Below are 25,011 nucleotides of genomic sequence, written 5' to 3'. Positions count from 1 at the left end.
TTACTGCTTAGGTTCAGCAACCACTTTGCTACCGATACCGCGGTTGTTATATTCCCACATACGGTTGAAGTTGGTGTCGTTCAGGTTACGCTGGATTTCACCTTTGTCATCTTCCGCACCGGTATTACCGGCAAACGGGCGTTTTGCGATAACGCTGTCAGCCCATGGTTTTGCCATGTTAAAGCCTTCGTTAATCACGCTGTCACGAATCACGATCTGACCGTTAGTGTTGGAATCGACATCCAGCGAGCGGCCTAACTGCGCCACGCCATCGCCACTTGCCGTGAAGCGGCTATTAATCGCCAGGAAACCGTAGTAGATGTTTGACAGGGTAGCCGGTGCGAACACATAGGCTTCCTGCTGGGTACGGGAGTTCACTACGCGGAAATCGGTGTTATCGAACACTACGGCACCGCGACCGGAAACGATATCCACATCGCCCTCAATGTAGCTGTTGGTAACCAGCGTACGCGGTTGACGATCGTTTTCCAGACGGTTTTGTACACCGCTATTGGTCACGAAGAAGGTATTCTGGCGGCCCAGGATATTGACCTTGTTGATCTGCACTTTATCGCCATCAGTACGCAGTGCAACGGCCGGGTGGTTACCCGCATCAACGCTGTCACCCAGGTTGTTTTCGATGGTCAGGTTCTGCAATTGCAACCCGTTGTTTTGCGACCAGACGACAGCAGAACACATCACGCCAATATTCGTGCCGCGTTTGTTCTGACAATTATCAAACATATACCACGCAGGTTTACCCGGCATATATTTACCGGCTGGGTTCACCGTACGACGCCAGTCAGCGGTGCTCATTTCACCGTCAATGGCCTGGCCAATTTTCACATCAAGCGGTTTTTCGCCCATGCCGTACAGCGTCAGGCTACCTGTTGCTGCCGGGATATATACCGTGCCCTGGTACTCGCCTGGCATAATCGCGATGTACTGACGTTTGTTAGTACGTTTGATGATTGCTGCATCAACAGCGGCCTGAATGCTGGTATGGGTGACGCCCTGAGTCCCTGCCGGGCCAACGACGAAGTCAGGTTGTGCAGGCAGAGAAATAGAAGAAGGGCTCCACGGCGCAGTGTTTGGCGTCAGCGCAGAAAAATAGTGCGCAGTAACGAAGTTTTTCGCTTCATTAGCCGACAAAATCGGGCGCGAAGAGGTTCCTGGCGCGGTTTGATCGGAAGGAATTTGATCGGGCGGCGTAGAGCTACAGGCGGTCAGCGTCACGCCAAAAGCCATTGCCAGCGCCAGACGGGAAACTGATGATATGTTCACAGGTTGCTCCGGGCTTTAAAAGTTATCCATTAAAGCCTGCTTTTTTATACTAAGTTGAGCGAAACGGGAAGGCGAAAAGGTAAAAAGTTGTTTTTTATCGCAGCAATGTCTGGCGCGGAGAGTCTTTATATCACAAATAGATAACAATTATGGTTCTTCAGGTTGACAACATCCCTATAATCAAAAATAAATGTCTATACAACCTATGACAAGTGGTGAGTCGAATGCAGCAATTCTTCCCTGATGATGTTATCTGGCGCAATGTTCGTCTGGCGACTATGGATCCTGAACGTGGTACCCCATATGGGCTGGTGGATGGTCACGCGCTGATCGTCCGCCAGGGCAAGATTCGCGATATCGTCCCGGAATCATCGTTATATCTCACACATGACAATACTTTTGATATGCAGGGCAGGCTGATTACGCCTGGCCTGATTGATTGCCATACGCATCTGGTCTTTGGCGGAAACCGCGCAGGTGAGTGGGAGCAGCGGCTAAATGGTGTCTCCTACCAGCAGATAAGCGCTCAGGGTGGGGGGATCAATGCCACCGTATCGGCGACCCGCAGCGCCACGGAGGAACAACTCTTACAGGTAGCCCATCAGCGGATGGAACAGCTGGTCAAAGAAGGTGTTACGCTGCTGGAAATAAAATCCGGCTACGGCCTGGATTTGTCGACAGAAGAGAAAATATTGCGCGTGGTGGCAGCGCTGGCGGCAGAGAATATCGTTGAAATCAGTCCGACGCTGTTGGCCGCGCATGCAACTCCAGCGGAATACCGTGATGATCCTGACGGCTATATTACGCTGGTGTGTGAGACCATTTTGCCGCAATTGTGGGAACAAGGGCTGTTTGAGACCGTCGATCTGTTCTGTGAGAGCGTTGGTTTTTCTCTCGCGCAGAGCGAGCGGGTGTTTCAGGCTGCGCAGGCGCTGGGCATCCCGATTAAAGGCCATGTTGAACAGCTGTCATTGCTTGGCGGCGCACAGTTGGTAAGCCGCTACCACGGGCTATCCGCCGATCATATTGAATACCTCGATGAAGCGGGCGTGGCGGCGATGAGCCAAAGCGGTACGGTCGGCGTGCTGCTGCCCGGCGCGTTCTATTTCCTCAAAGAGCAGCAGCGCCCACCGGTAGCGTTGCTGCGTCAATATCAGGTGCCGATGGCGGTAGCGACAGATTTTAACCCCGGTACCAGTCCGTTTATCAGCCTGCACTGGGCGATGAATATGGCTTGTGTCCAGTTTGGCCTGACGCCGGAAGAAGCATGGGCGGGTGTAACCCGTCATGCGGCTCGGGCACTGGGGCGTCATGCCACTCACGGCCAACTGAAGGCCGGATTTGTGGCCGATTTTGTGGTGTGGGATGCAACCCTCCCGGTCGAGATCCTGTATGAGCCCGGGCGCAACCCGCTCTACCAACGCGTATTCAAAGGACAAATAGCATGACTAACTGGCAACCAGCTTCACCTGCGCTGTGGCAGGGACGTGATGACCGGGCCGAATCGCCGAATGCGCTGCGCCTGTTTCAGACTATCACCCTGAGCCCGACGTTTAGCCCAGAAATGTACCGCGAGCAGATAGCGTTGCTCGGGTTTGCCTGTGACGAAGGCGTTAAACGTAATCAGGGGCGCACGGGCGCTGCCGGAGCACCCGATGTGCTACGCAAGGCGTTGGCGAATTTAGCCAGTCATGATGGGCACAATCGACTGGTGGATCTGGGAAATATTGTGGCGCAGGCTCCCGATCTTGAGGGCGCGCAGCAGGCGTTACGCAATGCAGTACAGCGCTGTCAGCACGAGAACATGCGTACCTTTGTTTTAGGCGGGGGACACGAAACCGCCTTTGCGCACGGCGCGGGCGTACTGGATGCGTTCCCGCAGGCGAAAGTGGGGATAGTCAACTTCGATGCGCATCTCGATTTGCGCCATGCCGGGCAGGCCACATCCGGTACGCCGTTTCGCCAGCTGGCGCAGCTTTGCGATGAACAGCAGCGTGAATTTCACTATGCCTGTATCGGCGTCAGTCGGGCGGCAAACACCCAGGCGCTTTGGGATGAGGCCCAGCGGCTCGGTGTTACGGTGGTGGAGGATCTGCATCGTGATACGGCGCAGGCGCAGTTAGCGCAGTTCATTGCCAATCTGGATGTCATCTATATGACAATCGACCTCGACGTGCTGCCTGTGTGGGAAATGCCCGGCGTGTCGGCCCCCGCCGCGCTTGGCGTACCGTTGGCGACGCTGCTGAGACTGATTGAGCCTCTGTGTCGTAGCGGTAAACTCCTGGCGGTGGATATGGTTGAATTTAATCCACGTTATGACGATGATGGCAGAGCAGCACGCGTGGCGGCGCGATTAGGCTGGCAAATCGCCCACTGGTGGCACTGACATACCTGATGGCGTTGCGCTTATCAGGTTCGGGTAATGCCTGTAAACTCTACCCACTCACATTTTCAGCTTAAGGAAGGCTCACGCATGCTCCCATCCCGTTCTGCTCCGGCTCCTTTTTACGAAAAGGTCAAACAGGAGATCAGCGAAAAAATTGCCAGCGGTATCTGGCAGCCTCACGATCGCATTCCTTCTGAGGCAGAGCTGGTGGCGCAATATGGTTTCAGCCGCATGACTATCAACCGGGCGCTGCGTGAGTTAACGGATGAAGGTTTACTGGTGCGTTTACAGGGCGTGGGGACGTTTGTCGCCGAGCCAAAAGGCCAGTCCGCGCTGTTTGAAATCCGCAGCATCGCGGATGAAATCAACGCCCGTCAGCATCAGCACCGGTGTGAAGTGCTGACGCTGGAAAAAACCCAGGCCAACGCGCAGCAGGCTTTGGTGTTAAACGTCAAAGAAGGCACCTCCATTTTTCACTCTGTCATGGTGCACTACGAGAACGATCTGCCGGTACAGATTGAAGATCGCTGCGTGAATGCCGAAATTGTGCCGGAGTATCTGGCGCAGGATTACAGCCAGACCACGCCGCACGCATACCTGTCGCTGATAGCCCCTTTAACGGAAGGTGAGCATATTGTTGAAGCGGTACGTGCCAGCGCTGAAGAGTGCGCGCTGCTGAATATTAAAGAACACGATCCCTGCCTGCTGATTCGTCGTAAGACCTGGTCTGCGTCGTCCATAGTCTCTCATGCCCGCTTGCTGTTCCCGGGTTCCCGCTATCGCCTGCAAGGACGGTTTATGTCCTGATGTCGGGATATCAAAACCGTGATTGCTGACGCAATATAATAAAAATGTATCTTAATTGTTAAAATCATCCTTGCGATGACTTGTATAGACAAGTATATATTTCTTATCTATCCGACGTTCGCGAGGAGTTTTCTGTCATGTCCCATAGCAAATATCGTCAGCAGGATATTCGTGCCCCACGCGGCACCACCTTAACGGCCAAAAGCTGGCTGACCGAAGCGCCGCTGCGCATGTTAATGAATAATCTGGATCCCGATGTGGCGGAAAATCCGCATGAGCTGGTGGTATACGGTGGGATTGGCCGCGCCGCGCGGGACTGGGAATGTTATGACGCCATCGTCAATGCGCTGACCAAACTGGAGACCGATGAAACTCTGCTGGTCCAGTCTGGTAAACCGGTAGGCGTATTCAAAACTCACGACAACGCACCGCGCGTGCTGATTGCCAACTCCAACCTGGTGCCACATTGGGCTACCTGGGAACACTTCAACGAACTGGACGCCAAAGGACTGGCGATGTACGGCCAGATGACCGCCGGGAGCTGGATCTACATCGGCAGCCAGGGCATCGTGCAGGGGACTTATGAAACCTTCGTTGAGGCCGGGCGTCAGCATTATCAGGGTAACCTCAGCGGACGCTGGGTGCTGACCGCCGGGCTGGGCGGCATGGGCGGAGCGCAACCGCTAGCCGCTACACTTGCGGGTGCGTGTTCGCTGAACATTGAATGCCAGCAAAGCCGAATTGATTTCCGTCTGCGTACCCGTTACGTCGACGAGCAGGCGACATCGCTTGACGATGCGCTGGCGCGTATCGACAAATACACCCGCGAGGGTAAAGCTGTCTCCATTGCGCTGTGTGCTAATGCCGCCGACGTTGTGCCGGAACTGGTGAAGCGCGGTGTGCGCCCGGATATGGTCACCGACCAGACCAGCGCCCACGATCCGCTGCATGGTTATCTGCCGTGCGGATGGAGTTGGGAAGAGTATCAGGCAAAAGCGGTGTCCGATCCGCAGGGCACGGTGCAGGCGGCGAAACGTTCAATGGCAACGCACGTTGAGGCGATGCTGGCGTTTAGCAAAATGGGCGTGCCGACGTTTGATTACGGCAACAACATTCGCCAGATGGCCAAAGAGATGGGCGTGGAAAACGCCTTTGATTTCCCCGGCTTCGTACCTGCTTATATTCGCCCCCTGTTCTGTCGCGGTATAGGCCCGTTCCGTTGGGTGGCACTGTCGGGCGATCCGCAGGATATTTATAAGACAGATGCCAAAGTGAAAGAGATCGTGGCTGATGATAAGCACCTTCATCACTGGTTGGATATGGCGCGTGAGCGGATCAACTTCCAGGGCTTACCAGCGCGTATCTGCTGGGTCGGCCTGGAGTGGCGACAAAAGCTGGGGCTGGCGTTTAATGAGATGGTGCGCAGCGGTGAAGTATCTGCGCCGATTGTTATTGGCCGTGACCATCTGGACTCCGGTTCTGTTGCCAGCCCAAACCGCGAAACAGAAGCTATGCGCGACGGTTCAGACGCCGTATCCGACTGGCCGCTGCTGAACGCGCTGCTTAACACCGCCAGCGGAGCGACCTGGGTGTCGCTGCATCACGGCGGCGGGGTTGGCATGGGCTTCTCTCAGCATGCCGGGATGGTGATTGTTTGCGATGGCACCGATGAAGCCGCGGCGCGCATCGCCCGGGTATTACATAACGATCCGGCTACCGGGGTGATGCGCCACGCCGACGCCGGGTATGACATTGCGGTGGAGTGCGCCGTTGAAGAAGGGCTGAATTTGCCAATGATTGCTGCGACGCAGGAGAAACGCTGATATGAACACCATGACACTCACGCCGGGCCAACTGAGTTTTACCCAGCTACGTGAAATCTGGCAGCAGCCGGTCAAACTGAACCTGGATGCCGGGGCGATTGATGCAATCAACGCCAGCGTCGCCTGCGTCAATAATATTGTCGCTGAAGGCCGTACGGCGTATGGCATTAATACCGGCTTTGGCCTGTTGGCTCAGACCCGTATCGCCACGGAAGATTTGCAGAATTTACAGCGTTCGCTGGTGCTTTCCCATGCGGCAGGCGTTGGCGAGGCGCTGGATGACGCAATGGTTCGCCTGATTATGGTGCTGAAAATCAACAGCCTGGCGCGTGGGTTTTCCGGCATTCGTTTGAGCGTGATTGAAGCGTTGATTGCGCTGGTGAATGCCGAGGTGTATCCACTGATCCCGGCGAAAGGGTCGGTGGGCGCATCGGGCGACCTGGCGCCGCTGGCACATATGTCGTTGACGCTACTGGGCGAAGGTAAAGCGCGCTGGCAGGGGGAATGGCTCCCGGCTACCGACGCGCTGAAAAAGGCCGGACTGGAGCCGATCACGCTGGAGTCGAAAGAGGGACTGGCGCTGCTCAACGGCACTCAGGCTTCCACCGCCTTTGCACTGCGCGGGTTAATTGAAGCTCAGGAACTGTTTGCGTCTGCGACGGTGTGCGGGGCGCTGACCACAGAAGCCGTGCTGGGCTCCCGTCGTCCGTTTGACGCCCGTATTCATGCCGCGCGAGGGCAGCGTGGGCAGATTGATGCCGCAACGCTGTACCGTCATGTGTTGACCGACTCCAGCGCGCTTTCGCAGTCGCATCATAACTGTGAAAAGGTGCAGGACCCGTATTCTCTGCGCTGTCAGCCACAGGTGATGGGGGCATGTCTGACACAAATGCGCCAGGTGATGGATGTTCTGCTGGTTGAAGCCAACGCGGTTTCCGACAACCCGCTGGTGTTTGCCGAAGAGGGCGATGTGATCTCCGGTGGGAATTTCCATGCTGAACCGGTGGCGATGGCGGCAGATAATCTGGCGCTGGCGATTGCGGAAATCGGCTCGTTATCAGAGCGGCGCATTGCGCTGATGATGGACAAACATATGTCGCAGTTGCCGCCGTTCCTGGTGAAAAATGGCGGGGTTAACTCCGGCTTTATGATTGCTCAGGTAACTGCCGCCGCGCTGGCGAGCGAGAACAAAGCGCTGGCGCATCCGCACAGTGTGGACAGCTTGCCGACCTCCGCCAACCAGGAAGATCACGTGTCTATGGCTCCGGCGGCAGGGCGCAGACTGTGGGAGATGGCGGCAAATACGCGCGGCGTGATTGCCGTGGAGTGGCTGGCGGCGTGTCAGGGGATTGACCTGCGTGAAGGGTTAACCTCCAGCCCGTTGCTGGAGCAGGCGCGACAGGCGCTGCGCGAGCAGGTTGCTCACTACACGCAGGATCGCTTTTTTGCCCCGGATATTGAGTGCGCGACCGAATTGTTAGCGCAAGGAACGTTGCTGAAATTGTTGCCTGAATTTCTGTAGAAAATTGCCTGATGGCGACGCTGACGCATCTTATCAGGCCTACTGTCTGCTTTGTAGGCCGGATGAGGCTAAGCCGGCATCCGGCACAACACAGCTTAACTAAACATCGCGGTAATCGAGGCGCTGGCGAGCGAGTGGAAATGGACGTTAAATCCAACCATCGCGCCGCTGGCACCTTCATCGACATCAATACGCTCCACATTCAGTGCGTGAATAGTGAAGATATAGCGGTGGGTTTCCCCCTTCGGCGGCGCAGCGCCGCCATAACCCGCTTTACCAAAATCTGTACGGGTCTGAATCACCCCATCCGGTTGTGCAACCAGCCCGGAGCCGAATCCTTGTGGGAGTACGCGGGTATCAGCCGGCAGATTTACCACCACCCAATGCCACCAGCCGGAGCCGGTTGGCGCATCAGGATCAAAGCAGGTCACGACAAAGCTTTTGGTTCCTGCGGGTACGTCATCCCACGCCAGATGTGGGGAAATATTATCCCCGTCATACCCCATGCCGTTAAAGACGTGGCGATGCCCAAGCTTATCGCCATCGCGCAGATCGTTACTGATTAGTTTCATGCTGACTCCTCTCGTTAGCCAAAAAGTGTAGCCAGAAACTGTAGAGCTTACCGCTGATTAATCGCTAAAAAATGTTGTATTGCGCACAGCCTCGTTCACGGCCTGCGTCAGGCGACGCAACTGATCGGGCTGAATGATGTACGGCGGCATCAGGTAGATGAGCTTGCCAAACGGTCTTATCCACACGCCCTGTTCGACAAAGAACTTCTGTAACGCTGCCATATTCACCGGATGCGTGGTTTCGATTACGCCAATGGCGCCGAGCACGCGTACGTCCGCGACCCAACTGGAGTCCGCCGCCGGGGCGAGTTCTGCCCGCAGTTGCGCTTCAATGGCCGCTACCTGCGCGCGCCACTCGCCGGTTTCGATTAACGACAGGCTGGCGGAGGCGACGGCGCAGGCCAGCGGATTGCCCATAAAGGTTGGGCCGTGCATGAAGCATCCGGCTTCACCGTTGCTGATGGTTTCTGCAACCTGGCGGGTGGTCAGGGTTGCAGAAAGGGTCATCGTTCCGCCGGTTAACGCTTTGCCCAGGCATAAAATGTCCGGAGTGATGTCGGCGTGCTCGCAGGCAAAAAGCTTGCCTGTACGACCAAATCCGGTGGCGATTTCATCGGCAATCAGCAGGATCCCTTCCCGGTCGCACATCTTACGGATGCGTTTTAACCATTCGGGATGATACATGCGCATACCGCCAGCGCCCTGTACGATTGGCTCAAGGATCACCGCCGCAATTTCGTGGCGATGTGCGGCCATCAGACGGGCAAAAGGCACCATATCCAGTTCGTCCCACTCGCCGCCCATGCGGCTTTGTGGGGCAGGGGCAAACAGGTTCTCCGGCAGGTACCCCTTCCACAGACTGTGCATTGAGTTGTCGGGATCGCAGACCGACATCGCGCCGAAGGTATCGCCGTGATAACCGTTACGAAATGTCAGGAAACGCTGACGGGATTCGCCCTTAGCCTGCCAGTATTGCAGCGCCATTTTCATTGCGACTTCTACGGCGACCGATCCTGAATCCGCGAGAAAAACGCACTCCAGCGCCTCTGGGGTCATCGCCACCAACTGGCGGCACAACGCAATGGCCGGGGCATGGGTAATGCCGCCAAACATCACATGCGACATGGTATCAATCTGCGTTTTCATCGCGGCGTTCAGTTGCGGGTGATTGTAACCGTGGATTGCCGCCCACCAGGATGACATGCCGTCAATCAGCTTCTCACCGCTGGCTAAGATCAGTTCGCAACCTTCGGCACGCGCCACCGGATAAACCGGCAACGGGGAGGTCATGGAGGTGTATGGGTGCCAGATATGGCGTTGGTCAAACGCAAGATCGTCCGTTGTCATAATCGACTTGTAAACCAAATTAAAAAGATTTAGGTTTACGATTCTACACCAAACTCACAACGAAACGTATACCAATATGGCTCATTCTTCTCGCTGGACAATGTCGCAAGTCACCGAATTATTTGAAAAACCGCTGCTGGATCTGCTGTTTGAAGCGCAACAGGTTCATCGTCAGCATTTCGATCCGCAGCAGGTACAAGTCAGTACGCTGCTGTCGATTAAGACCGGTGCTTGCCCGGAAGATTGCAAATACTGCCCGCAGAGCTCCCGCTATAAAACCGGTCTGGAAACAGAACGGTTGATGGAGGTTGAACAGGTACTGGACTCGGCACGTAAGGCGAAGCAGGCCGGCTCAACGCGGTTTTGCATGGGCGCGGCGTGGAAAAACCCGCATGAGCGCGATATGCCTTACCTCGAGCAGATGGTGCAGGGCGTGAAAGAACTGGGGCTGGAAGCCTGTATGACGCTGGGCACGCTGGACGAATCTCAGGCCCAGCGCCTGGCCAATGCGGGTCTGGACTACTACAACCACAACCTCGACACCTCGCCGGAATTTTACGGCAATATCATCACCACTCGTTCGTACCAGGAGCGCCTGGACACGCTGGATAAAGTGCGCGAGGCGGGCATTAAAGTTTGCTCCGGCGGGATTGTTGGGCTGGGCGAAACGGTGACCGACCGCGCGGGTCTGCTGCTGCAATTAGCGAATCTGCCGACGCCGCCGGAAAGCGTGCCGATCAACATGCTGGTGAAAGTGAAGGGCACGCCGCTTGCCGATAACGACGACGTAGATGCTTTTGATTTTATTCGTACTATCGCCGTGGCGCGTATCATGATGCCGACCTCATACGTGCGTCTTTCTGCCGGGCGCGAGCAGATGAACGAACAAACCCAGGCGATGTGCTTTATGGCCGGGGCCAACTCGATTTTCTACGGCTGCAAACTGCTGACCACCCCGAACCCGAACGAAGATAAAGATTTGCTGTTATTTCGCAAGCTGGGTCTTAACCCGCAGCAAACGGCGGTACTGGCGGGCGATAACGAACAGCAACAACGTCTGGAGCAGGCGCTGCGTACCCCGGATACCGACGATTACTACAACGCGGCAACCGTATGACCTGGCAGCAAAAAATTGACGATGCGCTAACAGCGCGTCGTCGTGCTGATGCCCTGCGTCAGCGCTATGCAGTGACGCAGGGTGCCGGGCGCTGGCTGCAGGCCGATGGTCGCCAGTATCTGAATTTCTCCAGCAACGACTACCTCGGCTTAAGCCACCATCCGCAGATTATCTGCGCGTGGCAGCAGGGCGCTGAGCGTTTTGGCGTCGGCAGCGGCGGCTCGGGCCATGTCAGCGGTTATTCCGTTGCTCATCAGGCGCTGGAAGAAGAGCTGGCGCAGTGGCTCGGCTATTCCCGGGCGCTGTTGTTCATCTCTGGTTTTGCCGCCAATCAGGCGGTCATTGCCGCACTGATGGGAAAAGATGACAAGATTGTTGCCGACAGGCTCAGCCATGCCTCGCTGCTGGAGGCTGCCAGTCTTAGCCCTGCCGTGTTACGTCGCTTTATCCATAACGACTCGCAACATCTGGATCGTCTGCTGACAGCCCCCTGTCCGGGGCAGCAGCTGGTGGTCACCGAAGGCGTGTTCAGCATGGATGGCGACAGCGCGCCGCTGGCAGAAATCCACGCTGTGGCGAAACGGCAGGGCGCGTGGCTGCTGGTGGATGATGCGCATGGGATTGGCGTAAGCGGTGAGGAAGGACGTGGTTCGTGCTCTCGACAGCAGGTGAAACCTGAGCTGTTGGTGGTGACATTTGGCAAAGGGTTCGGCGTCAGCGGTGCGGTGATCCTGTGTTCTGATAGCGTGGCCGATTATCTGCTGCAGTTTGCCCGTCATCTGATCTACAGCACCAGCATGCCGCCAGCCCAGGCTCAGGCCTTGCGCGCCGCGCTGGCGGTGATCCGCAGCCGCGAAGGCGATGAGCGCAGAGAAAAGCTGGCGAAGCTTATCCAGCGTTTTCGCGCAGGGGTGAATACTACGGATTTGACGCTGGCGCATTCAGACAGCGCTATTCAACCGCTGATCGTTGGCGACAATCATAAAGCCTTGCAACTGGCACAGACGTTACGGCAACAGGGATGCTGGGTGACGGCGATTCGTCCACCGACGGTGCCGGTTGGGACGGCCAGGCTGCGGATTACGCTGACCCAGGCGCATGAAGTCCAGGATATCGACAGCCTACTGGAGGTGCTGCATGGCGCAGGTCAATAAGCAGGCTATTGCCGCTGCGTTTGGTCGCGCGGCCACGCATTATGAGCAACATGCGGAGCTTCAGCGTCAGAGCGCCGATGCGTTACTGGCACAACTCGATGGCCGGGCGTTCTCACGGGTTTTGGACGCGGGCTGTGGGCCTGGGCGTATGAGTCGTTACTGGCGGGAGCAGGGGAGCGAGGTCTGTGCGCTGGATCTGTCGGCACAAATGCTGACCGAAGCGCAGCGTCACGATGTTGCCCATCACTATCTGCTGGCGGATATCGAAGCCATTCCGCAGGCCGCTGCCACTTTCGACCTGGCCTGGAGCAATCTGGCCGTGCAGTGGTGCAACGACCTGCGCGGCGCGTTACGCGAGCTATACCGGGTGGTGCGTCCTGGCGGGACGGTGGCGTTTAGTACCCTGGCGCAAGGGTCGATGCCTGAACTTCGTCAGGCGTGGCGAGCAGTTGATGATCGGGAGCACGCCAACCGTTTTTTGCCGGTGGAGCAACTGGAAAACGCGCTGTGCGGCTGGGACGTTGAATATCAGTCTCATGCCGTCACGCTGTGGTTTGACGATGCGCTGAGCGCCATGCGCTCGCTGAAAGGCATTGGCGCGACGCATTTGCATGATGGGCGCGAGCAGCGTGTGCTGACCCGCTCGCAGTTGCGCCAGTTACAGCTCGCCTGGCCCTGTCAGCAGGGGAAATATCCGCTGACCTATCATCTTTTTTTGGGAGTAATTCAACGTGACTAACACGTATTTTGTCACCGGGACGGACACCGAAGTAGGTAAAACTATCGCCAGCTGTGCGTTGCTTCAGGCGGCGGGACAGCTGGGGTTGCGAACGGTCGGCTATAAGCCGGTGGCGTCAGGCAGTGAAATGACGGCTGAAGGTCTGCGAAACAGCGATGCGCTGGCTCTACAGCGCAACAGCGTTGTGGCAGTGGATTATGCGGCCATCAATCCGTATACCTTCGCCGAACCTACCTCACCGCATATCATCAGTGCTGACGAAGGGCGCCCCATTCAGGCCTCAGTGATGTCTGCGGGTTTACGCATGCTTGAAGAACAGGCTGACTGGGTATTGGTGGAAGGCGCAGGCGGATGGTTTACGCCACTTTCGCCAACGCTGAGTTTTTCTGACTGGGTAAAAGCGGAACAACTGCCGGTGATTCTGGTGGTTGGCGTTAAGCTCGGCTGTATCAATCATGCCATTTTGACCGCCCAGGCGGTGCAGCAGGCCGGGCTGACGCTCGCCGGATGGGTTGCCAATGATGTGCAGCCACCCGGTAAGCGTCATGCTGAATATATGGCGACACTAAAGCGTGCGCTTGCGGCTCCGCTACTGGGGGAAATTCCCTGGCTGGCAGAAGAGCCGGAACGAGCAGCGACAGGTCGTTATATCGATCTTAGCGTTTTGTCTCTGGCGTCCACCAGTCGTTGATTAGCGGGTCGCTGAATTGTGTTATTTGCCCTTGAGCCACGTTGCGTCCACGATGTAACAAGCAATAGCAGTCAGCGACCCGACGAATAAACGGCAGGCTCTGCTCTGCGAGCATAATGGCAATGCCAAGCTCCTGACTTAGCCTCACAATCAGATTCCCCAGTTTGTGGATATACGCCTGGCCTGTTCCTCGTGTTGGCTCATCGAGGATCAGCAGGCGCGGGCAGGTGACCAACGCACTGGCGAGTGCAAGCTGGTGCTGGTTTTCCTCCGACAATGCCACCCCTTTGGCCTGACGCAGTACAAACAGCTGTGGAAACAGGCGGTAAATATCGCTGCTGTTCATCGTTTCGCTTTTCTCAACCGCCTGGCGCGCAATGTGCAGATTTTCCTCTACCGTCAGCTGCGAAAAAATTCGCCGTTCCTGTGATACACAGTTAATACCCAGCGCAATGCGCTTTGCCGCCGGAATCTGAAGCAGATCGCAAGGTGGTGCGCCAGCCTGATGCCAGAACATGGTTCCGCTCTCAATCGGTAAATTGCCTGTGATGCAATTGGCCAGCGTGGTTTTTCCCATCCCTGGAAGACCCAGCACGGCGGTACATTTACCGGGCAACAGGTCGAGATCGACATCCCAAAGCGAGTGTTGATTACCGTAATAGTGATTCACTGCACGAAGACTCAACATAGATTTCTCCCTCATGATGATATCCGCCTCGCGGGCTGATGGTCGGGAGAAAACTGCAAATCTCTTGCCAGAAGCGGAATGAGGGGAAAATACAGCAGAATAGCGTATTGAGCGGGTTGCGGTATCTGGCTTGTTGTGGATGAGCGCCGCAGTGTGCACATTGTCAGTGCCTGGTGGCGTTGTGATGGTGCAGGCAGGAAAATGATGAAAATGCGAGCAAGATCTCGGCCATTCCAGGTCGCTTCGTTAGCTGATAAATATCAAAAAATAGCGATAATTTTTTTTTATCCCACCAGAAAAGACCATCAGGACGTTTTTGCCAGGCTACAGTCCATACGGGCTGGAGGCAGTTATCCACTATTCCTGTGGATAACCTTGTGTATTAGAGTTAGAAAACACAAGGTAAGCGAGAGAAGACGCGGCCTGCGACTAAATTGATGCGAAAGACGGCTTGAGATAATAGTCATTAAATTACAGTGTGTTAGATAAATGCAATGGCTGTCGCAGAAGTGTCATGTGTTGCCACAAAACTTTCATCGGGTAGCTTGACAAATGTTAAAAAAGTCATTGGTTTGGGGATAACACATTTTTGCTGGTGTTTTATCTTGCCTGCGGACAAATTTTAGCCTGTAGTCACGGCCATTTTGCTGGGGCAACAGAAATATTCTGGCGCGTTACTGTTTTTCCATCCAGTATATTTTACTGGCAAAATATACGGCTGCGAGTAAAATTACACACCTGCCCGCCCATTGCTTCAGGTAGCTGCTCATGAGTAAACCGTTCAAACTAAATTCCGCTTTTAAACCCTCTGGCGATCAGCCTGAGGCGATTCGTCGCCTGGAAGAAGGTCTGGAGGATGGACTGGCGCATCAGACGCTGCTGGGGGTGACGGGGTCGGGGAAAACATTCACCATCGCGAACGTGATTGCGGACTTACAGCGACCTACCATGGTGCTGGCCCCCAATAAGACGCTTGCCGCACAGTTGTACGGTGAGATGAAAGAGTTTTTCCCGGATAACGCGGTGGAATATTTCGTCTCCTACTACGACTATTATCAGCCGGAAGCCTACGTGCCAAGTTCTGACACCTTCATCGAGAAGGATGCCTCGGTTAACGAACACATTGAGCAGATGCGACTGTCAGCGACCAAAGCGTTGCTTGAGCGACGGGATGTCGTTGTCGTGGCGTCGGTTTCCGCGATTTATGGTCTGGGTGACCCGGATCTGTACCTGAAAATGATGCTGCACCTGACGGTGGGGATGATTATCGACCAGCGCGCGATCCTGCGTCGTCTGGCGGAGCTGCAATATACCCGCAACGATCAGGCATTCCAGCGCGGGACCTTCCGCGTGCGCGGTGAAGTGATCGACATATTCCCGGCGGAATCTGACGACATCGCGTTGCGCGTGGAACTGTTTGATGAAGAGGTCGAACGTTTGTCGCTGTTTGACCCGCTTACCGGGCAGGTCGAATCCACTATTTCGCGCTTTACCATCTACCCTAAAACGCACTACGTGACGCCGCGCGAACGTATTGTACAGGCGATGGAAGAAATTAAGGTTGAGCTTGCAGAGCGGCGAAAAGTCCTGTTGGCAAATAACAAACTTCTGGAAGAACAGCGCTTAAGTCAGCGTACCCAGTTCGATCTGGAAATGATGAACGAGCTGGGTTACTGCTCGGGGATTGAAAACTATTCCCGCTATCTGTCCGGGCGTGGTCCGGGCGAGCCGCCGCCGACGCTGTTTGATTACCTGCCTGCCGATGGCCTGCTGGTTGTGGATGAATCCCACGTGACTATCCCGCAAATTGGCGGCATGTATCGCGGTGACCGGGCGCGTAAAGAAACCCTGGTCGAATACGGATTCCGTCTGCCGTCGGCGCTGGATAACCGTCCGCTTAAATTTGAAGAGTTTGAAGCGCTGGCCCCGCAAACCATCTACGTTTCGGCGACGCCGGGCAACTATGAGCTGGAGAAATCCGGTGATGATGTGGTCGATCAGGTGGTACGACCGACCGGGCTGCTGGATCCGGTTATTGAGGTGCGTCCGGTGGCGACGCAGGTTGACGACCTGCTGTCTGAAATCCGCACCCGTGCGGCGATTAACGAACGTGTGCTGGTCACCACGCTCACCAAACGGATGGCGGAAGACCTCACAGAATACCTCGAAGAACACGGCGAGCGGGTGCGTTATCTGCACTCTGACATCGATACCGTGGAACGTATGGAAATCATTCGTGACCTGCGTCTGGGCGAGTTTGACGTGCTGGTGGGTATCAACCTGTTACGTGAAGGCCTGGACATGCCTGAGGTCTCCCTGGTGGCGATTCTGGACGCAGACAAAGAAGGGTTCCTGCGTTCTGAACGTTCGCTTATCCAGACCATCGGTCGTGCGGCGCGTAATATCAACGGTAAGGCGATTCTTTACGGTGATAAAATTACCGCCTCAATGGCCAAAGCGATTGGTGAAACCGAACGTCGTCGTGAGAAACAGCAGCTCTACAACGAAGAGCACGGTATTACGCCGCAGGGCCTGAACAAGAAAGTGGTCGATATTCTGGCGTTGGGTCAGAATATTGCGAAGACCAAAGCGAAAGGCAAAGGGAAGTCACGCGCAGGCGCGAAGTCTGAGGTTGTCGAACTGGATATGACGCCAAAAGCGCTGCAGCAGAAGATTCACGAGCTGGAAGGGCAGATGATGCAGCACGCACAGAATCTCGAGTTTGAAGAGGCCGCGACAATCCGTGACCAGTTGCATCAGCTGCGCGAGTTGTTTATTGCGGCATCGTAAGACGGTGTCGGATGCGGGGTAAACCCTTATCCGACCTACGGGGTAGATCGCCTTTGTAGGCCTGATAAGCGTAGCGCATCAGGCGTTGTTTGATGCCGGATGGCGGAGCCGAGCGTTTTTGTAGGCCTGATAAGCGCAGCGCATCAGGCATTGTTTGATGCCGGAGCAAATCGTTTTGTAGGCCTGATAAGCAAAGCGCATCAGGCAAATCCGTTCAGCCCAACGCCTGCACTGCTTTCTCCAGCGCACTATGCAATAGCTGGCGGTCATGGCGGTAGGGAATATCGCTGGCTTCCAGCACTTCCTGGATCACAACGCGGTCGGTAACAGCGGAAGCATCTACTTTCGGCCCCACAACCACCGCATCAATCACTTTCTTCCCGACGTACTGTTCAATAATGGCCAGCTTATCGCTAAGCGTCAGGCTGGCTGCTGGCAGGCTTAATTCGCGCCCAAGATTGCCTATGTAGACCATCGGAGCCGGTGTGCGACGTAATGCCTGTGACATTTCATCGAGTAACAGAATCGGCATCAGGCTGGTGTAAAAACTGCCAGGGCCTATCAAAATCAAATCCGCTTCAGCGATAGCCTCAACGGCCTCACGCGTAGTCGGGACTTTTGGCGACAGCATCAGTTCCTGAGGCGGGACGGTGAGCTGATCGATATTCACTTCGCCATAAACTTCATGTCCCTGGTCATCAATGGCCATCAGATCCACCGGCAGCTCCGACATCGGAATTAAATGTGCGTCAACTTTCAGCAGGCTGCGAATTAAATTGATGGCTTCCAGAGGCCGCACGCTGAGGTGGTCGAGCGCCTTTAACATCAGATTTCCGAGGTTATGTCCGGAAAGTTCACCATTACCGCCAAAACGATACTCAAACATGGCGGATGCAACGCTGGGTTGGGTAATTAACTGGTTCAGACAGTTACGCATGTCTCCCCAGGCTATCCCTCCTTCAGAGCGACGAATACGACCTGTCGACCCGCCGTTATCGGTGGTGGTGACGATACCCGTCAGGCGGGAACCTAATGGGGAAAGAGAGGAGAGAACGCGTCCTAATCCATGCCCTCCGCCGAGAGCGACAACGCGGTCCAGATCTGCCAGCGTGCGAGTGCGCATATATTTTCCTGATATCAATTGATCGGCGCTACAGTAACGTAAATAGCGTGTTTTCAGCAATTATCCAGTCGGCATTTGCCGTAATTTTTTTCTGCGATCTACTCCTTTCTGACGACACTCACCTGATGGCAAGATGATGTATATCAATGCAAAACTGTGGTTTTTGCTTATTCTGTAGCGAAATTGCACGATCATGTCGCTATATACATATTTATACAGCGAAAGTGTACATGGCAAAAGCGCCATTTACACGCTAGTATCGGCATAACCACAAAATACTCTTCATAATCTGAGTTGCCGGAAGCTAACGCATCTGAAACTCGAAGTATGATGAGTATAAACACTCTAGCCTCTGCACCTGGGTCAAATGATACGGTGCTTTGGCCGTGACAAGACTTGAAAAAGTTTGTCACCAGGGCGCAGGAAGAAATGACTACGTCTCCCGTATTTGGAAAGGTGTACATGGGCTCTCAACTTACCGATGCTTTCGCACGTAAGTTTTACTACTTACGTTTGTCGATTACCGATGTGTGTAACTTTCGTTGCACCTACTGCCTGCCGGATGGCTATAAGCCCGGCGGGGTCACCAATAACGGTTTTTTGACCGTTGATGAAATTCGCCGCGTCACGCGTGCGTTCGCCAGTCTGGGAACGGAAAAAGTGCGTCTGACGGGGGGCGAACCTTCACTGCGTCGCGACTTCACTGACATCATCGCCGCCGTGCGCGAAAACGACGCCATCCGCCAGATTGCGGTAACCACCAATGGTTATCGTCTGGCGCGCGATGCCGCCGCCTGGCGCGATGCCGGACTGACCGCGCTCAACGTCAGCGTCGACAGCCTCGATGCCCGTCAGTTTCACGCCATTACCGGACAGGACAAGTTTCAGCAGGTGATGGCAGGCATTGATGCCGCCTTTGATGCCGGTTTTGAAAAAGTGAAAGTCAACACCGTGCTGATGCGCGATGTAAACCATCATCAACTGGACACCTTCCTGGCGTGGATCCAACCTCGACCAATCCAACTGCGTTTTATTGAACTGATGGAAACGGGCGAGGGCAGCTCTCTCTTCCGTAAACACCATATTTCCGGACAGGTACTGCGCGATGAGCTGCTGCGTCGCGGCTGGATCCACCAGATCCGACAGCGTAGCGACGGCCCGGCTCAGGTATTCTGTCATCCTGATTATGTTGGCGAAATTGGTCTGATCATGCCTTATGAGAAAGACTTCTGCGCCACCTGTAATCGTCTGCGCGTTTCCTCTGTCGGCAAGCTTCATCTGTGTTTATTTGGTGAAGGTGGCGTAAGCCTGCGTGATTTGCTGGAAGACGATGCTCAGCAACCGGCGCTGGAAGAACGTATTTCAGCCGCGCTGCTGGAGAAAAAGCAGACCCATTTCCTGCATCAGAACAATACCGGTATTACGCAAAACTTATCTTACATTGGCGGCTGATCGCTAAAAGGAGTTTTTCATGAGTCAGGTAAGCGCTGAATTTATCCCGACACGCATTGCTATTCTTACTGTTTCCAACCGTCGCGGCGAAGAAGATGACACCTCCGGCCATTATCTGCGTGACTCGGCGCAAGAAGCGGGTCATCAGATTGTCGATAAGGCGATTGTCAAAGAGAACCGCTACGCCATCCGCGCCCAGGTTTCTGCCTGGATTGCCAGTGACGATGTACAGGTGGTGCTCATTACCGGTGGCACTGGCTTAACCGAAGGGGACCAGGCGCCGGAAGCGCTGCAACCGCTGTTCGACAGAGAAGTTGAAGGGTTTGGCGAAGTCTTCCGTATGCTGTCGTTTGAAGAGATTGGCACCGCGACGCTGCAATCCCGGGCGATTGCCGGGGTGGCCAATAAAACGCTGATTTTTGCCATGCCGGGTTCGACGAAAGCGTGTCGTACCGCCTGGGAAAATATCATTGCGCCGCAGCTTGATGCCCGTACGCGTCCGTGTAATTTCCACCCACATTTGAAGAAATAAGTATGTCGCAACTGACTCATATTAACGCCGCTGGCGAAGCGCATATGGTGGATGTCTCCGCCAAAGCGGAAACCGTACGCGAGGCGCGTGCAGAAGCATTCGTAACCATGCATAGCGAAACGCTGGCGATGATTATCGATGGCAGCCACCATAAGGGCGATGTTTTCGCCACGGCGCGTATTGCCGGTATTCAGGCTGCCAAACGGACCTGGGATCTTATCCCACTGTGTCACCCGCTGATGTTGAGCAAGGTCGAAGTCAATTTGCACGCCGAGCCGGAGCACAACCGCGTACGTATTGAAACGCTGTGTCGCCTGACCGGTAAAACCGGCGTTGAAATGGAAGCGTTAACGGCAGCCTCCGTGGCGGCATTGACCATCTACGATATGTGCAAAGCGGTACAAAAGGATATGGTGATTGGTCCGGTGCGTCTGCTGGCAAAAAGCGGCGGCAAATCGGGTGATTTTAAGGTGGATGCGCATGATTAAGGTTCTTTTCTTTGCTCAGGTACGGGAACTGGTGAACACCGATGCGTTAGAAGTTGCCGCCGAGTTTGCAACGGTAGAAGCGCTGCGCAAGCATCTGGCGGCGCAAAGCGATCGCTGGGCGCTGGCGCTGGAAGACGGCAAGCTGCTGGCGGCGGTGAATCAGACGCTGGTCAGTTTTGACCATCCTCTTAACGCGGGTGATGAAGTCGCTTTCTTCCCGCCGGTAACCGGAGGCTAAAATGGCTGAAACGCGAATTGTTGTTGGCCATGCGCCGTTCAGCGTCGGGGATGAGTATCCCTGGCTGGCAGAGCGCGATGAAGACGGCGCGGTCGTCACTTTCACCGGTAAAGTGCGCAATCACAATCTCGGTGACAGCGTGCAGGCGTTAACGCTGGAACACTATCCGGGAATGACCGAAAAAGCGCTGGCGGAGATTGTCGACGAAGCGCGTTCGCGCTGGCCACTGGGTCGGGTGACGGTGATTCATCGCATTGGCGAACTGTGGCCGGGTGACGAAATCGTGTTTGTTGGCGTGACCAGTGCGCATCGCAGCAGCGCATTTGATGCCGGGCAGTTCATTATGGATTACCTGAAAACCCGCGCGCCGTTCTGGAAACGCGAGGCTACGCCGGAAGGTGAGCGCTGGGTTGATGCCCGCGACAGCGATAAGCTAGCAGCAAAACGCTGGTAGAGTACAATTGTTGTAGGCTCATACTGATTCAGGAGATTGTCATGGACCGATTCCCACGATCCGATTCTATTGTACAGGCCCGTTCCGGTCTGCAAACGTATATGGCGCAGGTGTACGGCTGGATGACCTGCGGACTGTTGCTGACGGCGTTTATCGCCTGGTATGCGGCAAATACGCCCGCGGTGATGATGTTTGTCTTCTCCAGCAAAATCACCTTCTTTGGCCTGATCATCGCTCAACTGGCGCTGGTGTTTGTCCTGTCCGGCATGGTGCAAAGGCTGAGCGCGGGTATGGCGACCACGCTGTTTATGCTCTATTCGGCATTAACCGGGTTGACGCTATCAAGCATTTTTATCGTCTATACCTACTCGTCTATCGCCAGCACCTTCGTGGTCACTGGTGGGATGTTCGGGATCATGAGCTTGTATGGCTACACCACCAAGCGCGATCTGAGCGGCTTCGGCAATATGCTGTTCATGGCGCTGATCGGTATTGTGCTGGCCTCGCTGGTTAACTTCTGGCTGAAGAGCGAAGCGCTGATGTGGGCGGTGACCTATATCGGGGTGATTGTGTTTGTCGGTCTGACCGCCTATGACACACAGAAGCTGAAAAATATCGGTGAACAGATCGACCTGCGCGACAGCTCCAATCTGCGTAAATATGCAATTCTTGGGGCTTTAACGCTGTATCTGGACTTCATCAACCTGTTCCTGATGCTGCTGCGTATTTTCGGCAATCGTCGTTAATTGTCTGTTGCCGGATGCGGCTTAACGCCTTATCCGGCCTACTTTTGATACCAGGCGGTAGGCCGCATCCGGCACTATATAGACCCTTATTTCGCCATCGCCTTCTCGTTCTTTGCCCGTAGCTTTTTCGCCCGACTCTCCAACAGCAAATAACACATCAGCGCCAGCAGCAGCGGAATAAAATAGTACAACACGCGATACGCGAGCAGGGCAGCAATGATTGTCCCATGAGACGTGTTCTCTCCCGCCAGCAACGCCATAAACACTGCCTCCAGCACGCCGATCCCCGCCGGAATATGCACAATCACCCCGGCAATACTGCTTACCAGCAGCACGCCCAGCACGAAGAAATAGTTGATGTTCTGGCCCAGCAACAACCAGATAATCGCCCCCATTACCATCCAGTTAGCCCCGGATATCGCCATTTGCGCGAGGGCAAATTTCCACGAGGGTAGCACCAGCTTTTGGCCCTTGATGGTGATGTGACGATGTTTAGCGAAAGCGCAAAACCACAGATAAACAACAATAATCATCAGCAGCGCTATGCCTAAAATGCGCAATGTGCCTTCATCGATATACCAGTGTGCGGGCAGTTCGACGACGCCGAAGGTAAATATAAAACCGCCCAGCAGAATATAGCCCAGCCAGTTTGTGGTTATGCTCAGCGAAAAAATCCGCGTTATTGTGCCCCCCGGCAACCCGAGACGCGAGTAGAGCCGATAACGCATCCCAATACCGCCCACCCAGGTGCTCAACGTCAGGTTGAAGGCGTAACAAATAAACGACACCAGCATGACCTGGCGTTTTGCCAGTTTGTGACCGCAGTAGTAGCGCCCGAGCAGATCATAACAGCCGTAAAGTAAATAACTGACGATCACCAACCCTACTGCGCTGAGCAGGGCGATCCGGTTGTAATCGCGAATTACCGTCCACACTTCCTGCCAGTTGACTTTGCTGGCATAAACAACCAGCAGCACGATCACCGCAATAAAAAATAACCATGTGAGGATCTTTTTCGCTAACCGCCAGCGTCGGTGATTTTTTGCCATCAGGTTTTCCCTCCTGCATCCTCAGTTTGTATACGGTCCTGAGTTTCCAGAGCGGGCTGCGCGGGCGGCTCTATCTCGGCCAGATGCGGGGTATGCGCCGGAAGCCAGCCGACCAGCGCCGGGAAGTGGCGTAAAAAGTGGAAGGCCAACACGCTTTTAGTCAGGTTCCACCAGGTGCGTTTTGGCAGCATGGATTCATCAACCCGCTTGCAGTCCTGCGCAATAATAGGGTTCAGGTTGTCGCGCAGGGTCTGGTTAAACGTGCGGTCATGAATAATCAGATTCGCTTCCAGATTCAGCGACAGGCTCAGCGGATCAAGATTGCTGGAGCCCACCGTCGCCCAGTGATCGTCCATCAGCGCCACTTTGCCATGCAGAGGTTTACGGCGGTATTCATAGACATGGACGCCACCTTTAACCAGATAGTTGTACAGCAGGCGGGCGCCCACTTTCACAATCGGCATATCCGGTTCACCTTGCACGATGAGTTTTACCCGAACGCCGCGTCGTGCCGCTTTACGCAGGGCATGCAGCAGGCGATATCCTGGAAAGAAATAGGCATTGGCGATAATCACTTCCCGCCGGGCCTGGGTCAGCATTTTCAGATAGTGGCGTTCAATATCATCGCGATGCTCTTCGTTATCGCGCCAGACAAACAGCGCCTGCGCTTCGCCAGGGCGATGATTGTCGATTGCCCGGTGATGACGTCGCCACCAGCGTCGTACAGCGCTCTGTCCGGGCAAGTTTTCCAGCACGAATCTTAGGATGTCGGCTACGACTGGACCTTCAACGCGCACGGCGTAATCCTGTTTGGCCTCCGGGCCGTAATCAGACATATGTTCAGCGGAGTAATTGATGCCGCCGACAAAGGCAACACGGTCATCAATGACCACTATTTTTCGATGCATACGGCGAAAGAGATTGGTGCGCATACCGAACAGGCGCGGGCGCGGATCGTAGTAGCGGAAAACAATGCCGGCTACGGTCAGCTCTTCAACAAAACTGTCGCTCAGATCCGGCGAGCCGTAGCCATCCAGCAGCACCTCTGCTTTGATACCTCGCCGGGCGGCTTCGAGCAACGCGGCATGCAGCCGTTTTCCGACCGCATCTTCAAACCAGATAAAGGTCTCAAGGATAATTTTTTGCTCTGCCTGCTCAATGGCGTCAAAGACGGCGGGGTAGAATTGATCGCCATTTTCCAGCAGTTGAATTTGATTGCCTTCACGCCAGCCATATTTCATAAATGAATCTCCGCACTCAGGGGGGCATGATCGGACAAATGTCGCCAGTGACGCAGCGCCAGCGTCGTTGGGGTACTGGCATTCGCGTTTTTCACATAGATCCTGTCCAGGCGCAGCAGGGGAAACTGCACCGGAAAGGTTCGCGCCGGGCGGCCGTCGGCGCGGGTAAAAATCTCGTCAAGGCCAGCTTTGGCTTTCAACGGACGATTGGCCGTTTGCCGCCAGTCATTAAAATCTCCGGCAATCACTACGGGCTCCGCGTTGGGTAGGGCGTTAACCCAGTCTGCCAGCATAGCGAGCTGGGTCTGGCGGTGAGCTTCACGCAGGCCGAGATGTACACACATCACATGGATGGGGTGGGAGAGCATTGGCGGTACGATTCGGCAGTAAAGGACTCCGCGCTTTTCACTCGCGCCGACTGACACATCACGATTTTCATAATGCTCAATGGGATACCGCGACAGCACCGCATTACCATGATGTCCCTGCGGGTACACGGCGTTACGCCCGTAGGCGAAGTCGCTCCACATGGTGTCCGCCAGAAATTCGTAATGGCTGGTATCCGGCCAGTTATCAATGTGCAGCGAATGCGCTTCGTGTGCGCCCATGACTTCCTGCAGACATACAATGTCTGCACCAACCGTTCTGACGGCCTCCCGTAGCTCAGGCAAAATAAAACGCTGGTTGAAGGCGGTGAACCCTTTGTGAGTATTAATGGTGAGCACATTGAATGAAAATTGAACTCCCGATCCGCTCATGAGCCTCCCG

The 25,011-nt window shown here is 55.1% G+C and carries 24 protein-coding genes and 1 riboswitch; of the genes, 16 read left to right on the top strand and 8 right to left on the bottom strand.

Going from position 1 to position 25,011, the window contains the following annotated elements; translation table 11 throughout:
• Positions 1 to 1,284 (bottom strand): putative acyl-CoA thioester hydrolase, encoded by a 1,284-nt coding sequence (locus tag IB222_RS15825; protein WP_032934550.1) that lies wholly within the window; start codon positions 1,282 to 1,284, stop codon positions 1 to 3.
• Between the two features lie 224 nt (positions 1,285 to 1,508).
• On the opposite strand from IB222_RS15825, the gene hutI reads away from it, so the two are divergent.
• The 5 genes from hutI to hutH all read left to right on the top strand — a co-directional run bounded on the left by hutI (position 1,509) and on the right by hutH (position 7,822).
• Positions 1,509 to 2,732, top strand: coding sequence for an imidazolonepropionase (gene hutI, locus IB222_RS15820; protein WP_149384155.1), 1,224 nt, complete (start codon positions 1,509 to 1,511; stop codon positions 2,730 to 2,732).
• Positions 2,729 to 3,670: a formimidoylglutamase gene (gene hutG, locus IB222_RS15815; RefSeq protein ID WP_126318775.1), complete on the top strand. Its 942-nt coding sequence runs from the start codon at positions 2,729 to 2,731 to the stop codon at positions 3,668 to 3,670. Before hutI ends, hutG begins: the two co-directional genes overlap by 4 nt.
• Positions 3,671 to 3,757: 87 nt before the next feature.
• Positions 3,758 to 4,477 carry a histidine utilization repressor gene (locus IB222_RS15810; protein WP_003831502.1) on the top strand — a complete coding sequence of 240 codons (720 nt, stop codon included), beginning with the start codon at positions 3,758 to 3,760 and terminating at the stop codon, positions 4,475 to 4,477.
• Positions 4,478 to 4,614: 137 nt separating this feature from the next.
• Positions 4,615 to 6,300 carry a urocanate hydratase gene (gene hutU / locus IB222_RS15805; RefSeq protein ID WP_048214639.1) on the top strand — a complete coding sequence of 562 codons (1,686 nt, stop codon included), beginning with the start codon at positions 4,615 to 4,617 and terminating at the stop codon, positions 6,298 to 6,300.
• A gap of 1 nt (position 6,301) precedes the next feature.
• Positions 6,302 to 7,822, top strand: a complete 1,521-nt coding sequence (gene hutH, locus IB222_RS15800; RefSeq protein ID WP_149384156.1) for a histidine ammonia-lyase — start codon at positions 6,302 to 6,304, stop codon at positions 7,820 to 7,822.
• Positions 7,823 to 7,917: 95 nt separating this feature from the next.
• On the opposite strand, the gene IB222_RS15795 is transcribed toward hutH, so the two are convergent.
• Positions 7,918 to 8,394 (bottom strand): kinase inhibitor, encoded by a 477-nt coding sequence (locus tag IB222_RS15795; protein ID WP_149384157.1) that lies wholly within the window; start codon positions 8,392 to 8,394, stop codon positions 7,918 to 7,920.
• A 57-nt stretch (positions 8,395 to 8,451) separates the two neighbouring features.
• Positions 8,452 to 9,741, bottom strand: coding sequence for an adenosylmethionine--8-amino-7-oxononanoate transaminase (gene bioA / locus IB222_RS15790; protein ID WP_149384158.1), 1,290 nt, complete (start codon positions 9,739 to 9,741; stop codon positions 8,452 to 8,454).
• A gap of 76 nt (positions 9,742 to 9,817) precedes the next feature.
• Here bioA and bioB point away from each other — a divergent pair, with 76 nt between their 5' ends.
• Genes bioB through bioD form a run of 4 tightly spaced genes read left to right on the top strand, consistent with a single transcriptional unit; the run spans position 9,818 to position 13,442 of the window.
• On the top strand, positions 9,818 to 10,858 hold the full coding sequence (gene bioB / locus IB222_RS15785) for a biotin synthase BioB (protein WP_008784180.1): 1,041 nt from the start codon (positions 9,818 to 9,820) through the stop codon (positions 10,856 to 10,858).
• Positions 10,855 to 12,012, top strand: coding sequence for an 8-amino-7-oxononanoate synthase (bioF, locus tag IB222_RS15780; RefSeq protein ID WP_149384159.1), 1,158 nt, complete (start codon positions 10,855 to 10,857; stop codon positions 12,010 to 12,012). The genes bioB and bioF overlap by 4 nt, the downstream gene beginning before the upstream one ends.
• The gene (gene bioC, locus IB222_RS15775) at positions 11,996 to 12,751 is read left to right on the top strand and encodes a malonyl-ACP O-methyltransferase BioC (protein ID WP_149384160.1); all 756 of its coding nucleotides are present in this window, start codon (positions 11,996 to 11,998) and stop codon (positions 12,749 to 12,751) included. Before bioF ends, bioC begins: the two co-directional genes overlap by 17 nt.
• On the top strand, positions 12,744 to 13,442 hold the full coding sequence (gene bioD, locus IB222_RS15770; RefSeq protein ID WP_149281379.1) for a dethiobiotin synthase: 699 nt from the start codon (positions 12,744 to 12,746) through the stop codon (positions 13,440 to 13,442). The genes bioC and bioD overlap by 8 nt, the downstream gene beginning before the upstream one ends.
• On the opposite strand, the gene IB222_RS15765 is transcribed toward bioD, so the two are convergent.
• Positions 13,408 to 14,130: an ATP-binding cassette domain-containing protein gene (locus tag IB222_RS15765; protein ID WP_149384161.1), complete on the bottom strand. Its 723-nt coding sequence runs from the start codon at positions 14,128 to 14,130 to the stop codon at positions 13,408 to 13,410. The genes bioD and IB222_RS15765 overlap by 35 nt on opposite strands.
• 768 nt (positions 14,131 to 14,898) lie before the next feature.
• Here IB222_RS15765 and uvrB point away from each other — a divergent pair.
• On the top strand, positions 14,899 to 16,920 hold the full coding sequence (gene uvrB / locus IB222_RS15760) for an excinuclease ABC subunit UvrB (protein ID WP_008784186.1): 2,022 nt from the start codon (positions 14,899 to 14,901) through the stop codon (positions 16,918 to 16,920).
• A gap of 214 nt (positions 16,921 to 17,134) precedes the next feature.
• Here uvrB and yvcK read toward each other — a convergent pair whose 3' ends face one another.
• Positions 17,135 to 18,043 (bottom strand): uridine diphosphate-N-acetylglucosamine-binding protein YvcK, encoded by a 909-nt coding sequence (gene yvcK / locus IB222_RS15755; protein ID WP_003831525.1) that lies wholly within the window; start codon positions 18,041 to 18,043, stop codon positions 17,135 to 17,137.
• Positions 18,044 to 18,372: 329 nt separating this feature from the next.
• Positions 18,373 to 18,518: riboswitch (molybdenum cofactor riboswitch) on the top strand.
• Here yvcK and moaA point away from each other — a divergent pair.
• The 6 genes from moaA to IB222_RS15725 all read left to right on the top strand — a co-directional run bounded on the left by moaA (position 18,506) and on the right by IB222_RS15725 (position 21,953).
• Complete coding sequence (gene moaA, locus IB222_RS15750) at positions 18,506 to 19,495, top strand: GTP 3',8-cyclase MoaA (RefSeq protein WP_032934386.1); 990 nt, start codon at positions 18,506 to 18,508, stop codon at positions 19,493 to 19,495. Its footprint overlaps the riboswitch before it by 13 nt.
• A gap of 19 nt (positions 19,496 to 19,514) precedes the next feature.
• Positions 19,515 to 20,027, top strand: a complete 513-nt coding sequence (gene moaB / locus IB222_RS15745) for a molybdenum cofactor biosynthesis protein B (RefSeq protein ID WP_003035187.1) — start codon at positions 19,515 to 19,517, stop codon at positions 20,025 to 20,027.
• A gap of 2 nt (positions 20,028 to 20,029) precedes the next feature.
• Positions 20,030 to 20,515, top strand: a complete 486-nt coding sequence (moaC, locus tag IB222_RS15740; RefSeq protein ID WP_003831529.1) for a cyclic pyranopterin monophosphate synthase MoaC — start codon at positions 20,030 to 20,032, stop codon at positions 20,513 to 20,515.
• On the top strand, positions 20,508 to 20,753 hold the full coding sequence (gene moaD, locus IB222_RS15735) for a molybdopterin synthase sulfur carrier subunit (protein WP_003831530.1): 246 nt from the start codon (positions 20,508 to 20,510) through the stop codon (positions 20,751 to 20,753). Before moaC ends, moaD begins: the two co-directional genes overlap by 8 nt.
• Position 20,754: 1 nt before the next feature.
• Positions 20,755 to 21,207: a molybdopterin synthase catalytic subunit MoaE gene (moaE, locus tag IB222_RS15730; RefSeq protein WP_126318757.1), complete on the top strand. Its 453-nt coding sequence runs from the start codon at positions 20,755 to 20,757 to the stop codon at positions 21,205 to 21,207.
• Positions 21,208 to 21,248: 41 nt separating this feature from the next.
• Positions 21,249 to 21,953, top strand: a complete 705-nt coding sequence (locus IB222_RS15725; RefSeq protein WP_003831536.1) for a Bax inhibitor-1/YccA family protein — start codon at positions 21,249 to 21,251, stop codon at positions 21,951 to 21,953.
• A gap of 86 nt (positions 21,954 to 22,039) precedes the next feature.
• Here the strand turns inward: IB222_RS15725 and IB222_RS15720 are convergent, their stop codons facing one another.
• Genes IB222_RS15720 through IB222_RS15710 form a run of 3 tightly spaced genes read right to left on the bottom strand, consistent with a single transcriptional unit; the run spans position 22,040 to position 25,001 of the window.
• Positions 22,040 to 23,002, bottom strand: a complete 963-nt coding sequence (locus tag IB222_RS15720) for a lysylphosphatidylglycerol synthase domain-containing protein (protein WP_149384162.1) — start codon at positions 23,000 to 23,002, stop codon at positions 22,040 to 22,042.
• Complete coding sequence (gene clsB / locus IB222_RS15715) at positions 23,002 to 24,243, bottom strand: cardiolipin synthase ClsB (protein WP_003831540.1); 1,242 nt, start codon at positions 24,241 to 24,243, stop codon at positions 23,002 to 23,004. Before clsB ends, IB222_RS15720 begins: the two co-directional genes overlap by 1 nt.
• Entirely contained in the window at positions 24,240 to 25,001 is a 762-nt protein-coding gene (locus tag IB222_RS15710; RefSeq protein WP_149384163.1) for an endonuclease/exonuclease/phosphatase family protein, read from the bottom strand. The genes clsB and IB222_RS15710 overlap by 4 nt, the downstream gene beginning before the upstream one ends.
• Positions 25,002 to 25,011: the final 10 nt, after the last annotated feature.

The sequence above is a fragment of the Citrobacter sp. C13 genome, from assembly GCF_014596815.2.
In the GTDB taxonomy this organism is placed as follows: Bacteria; Pseudomonadota; Gammaproteobacteria; order Enterobacterales; family Enterobacteriaceae; genus Citrobacter; species Citrobacter portucalensis.
The sequence above is the reverse complement of the archived record's forward strand: the minus strand, read 5'-3'. Positions and strand labels throughout refer to the sequence as shown.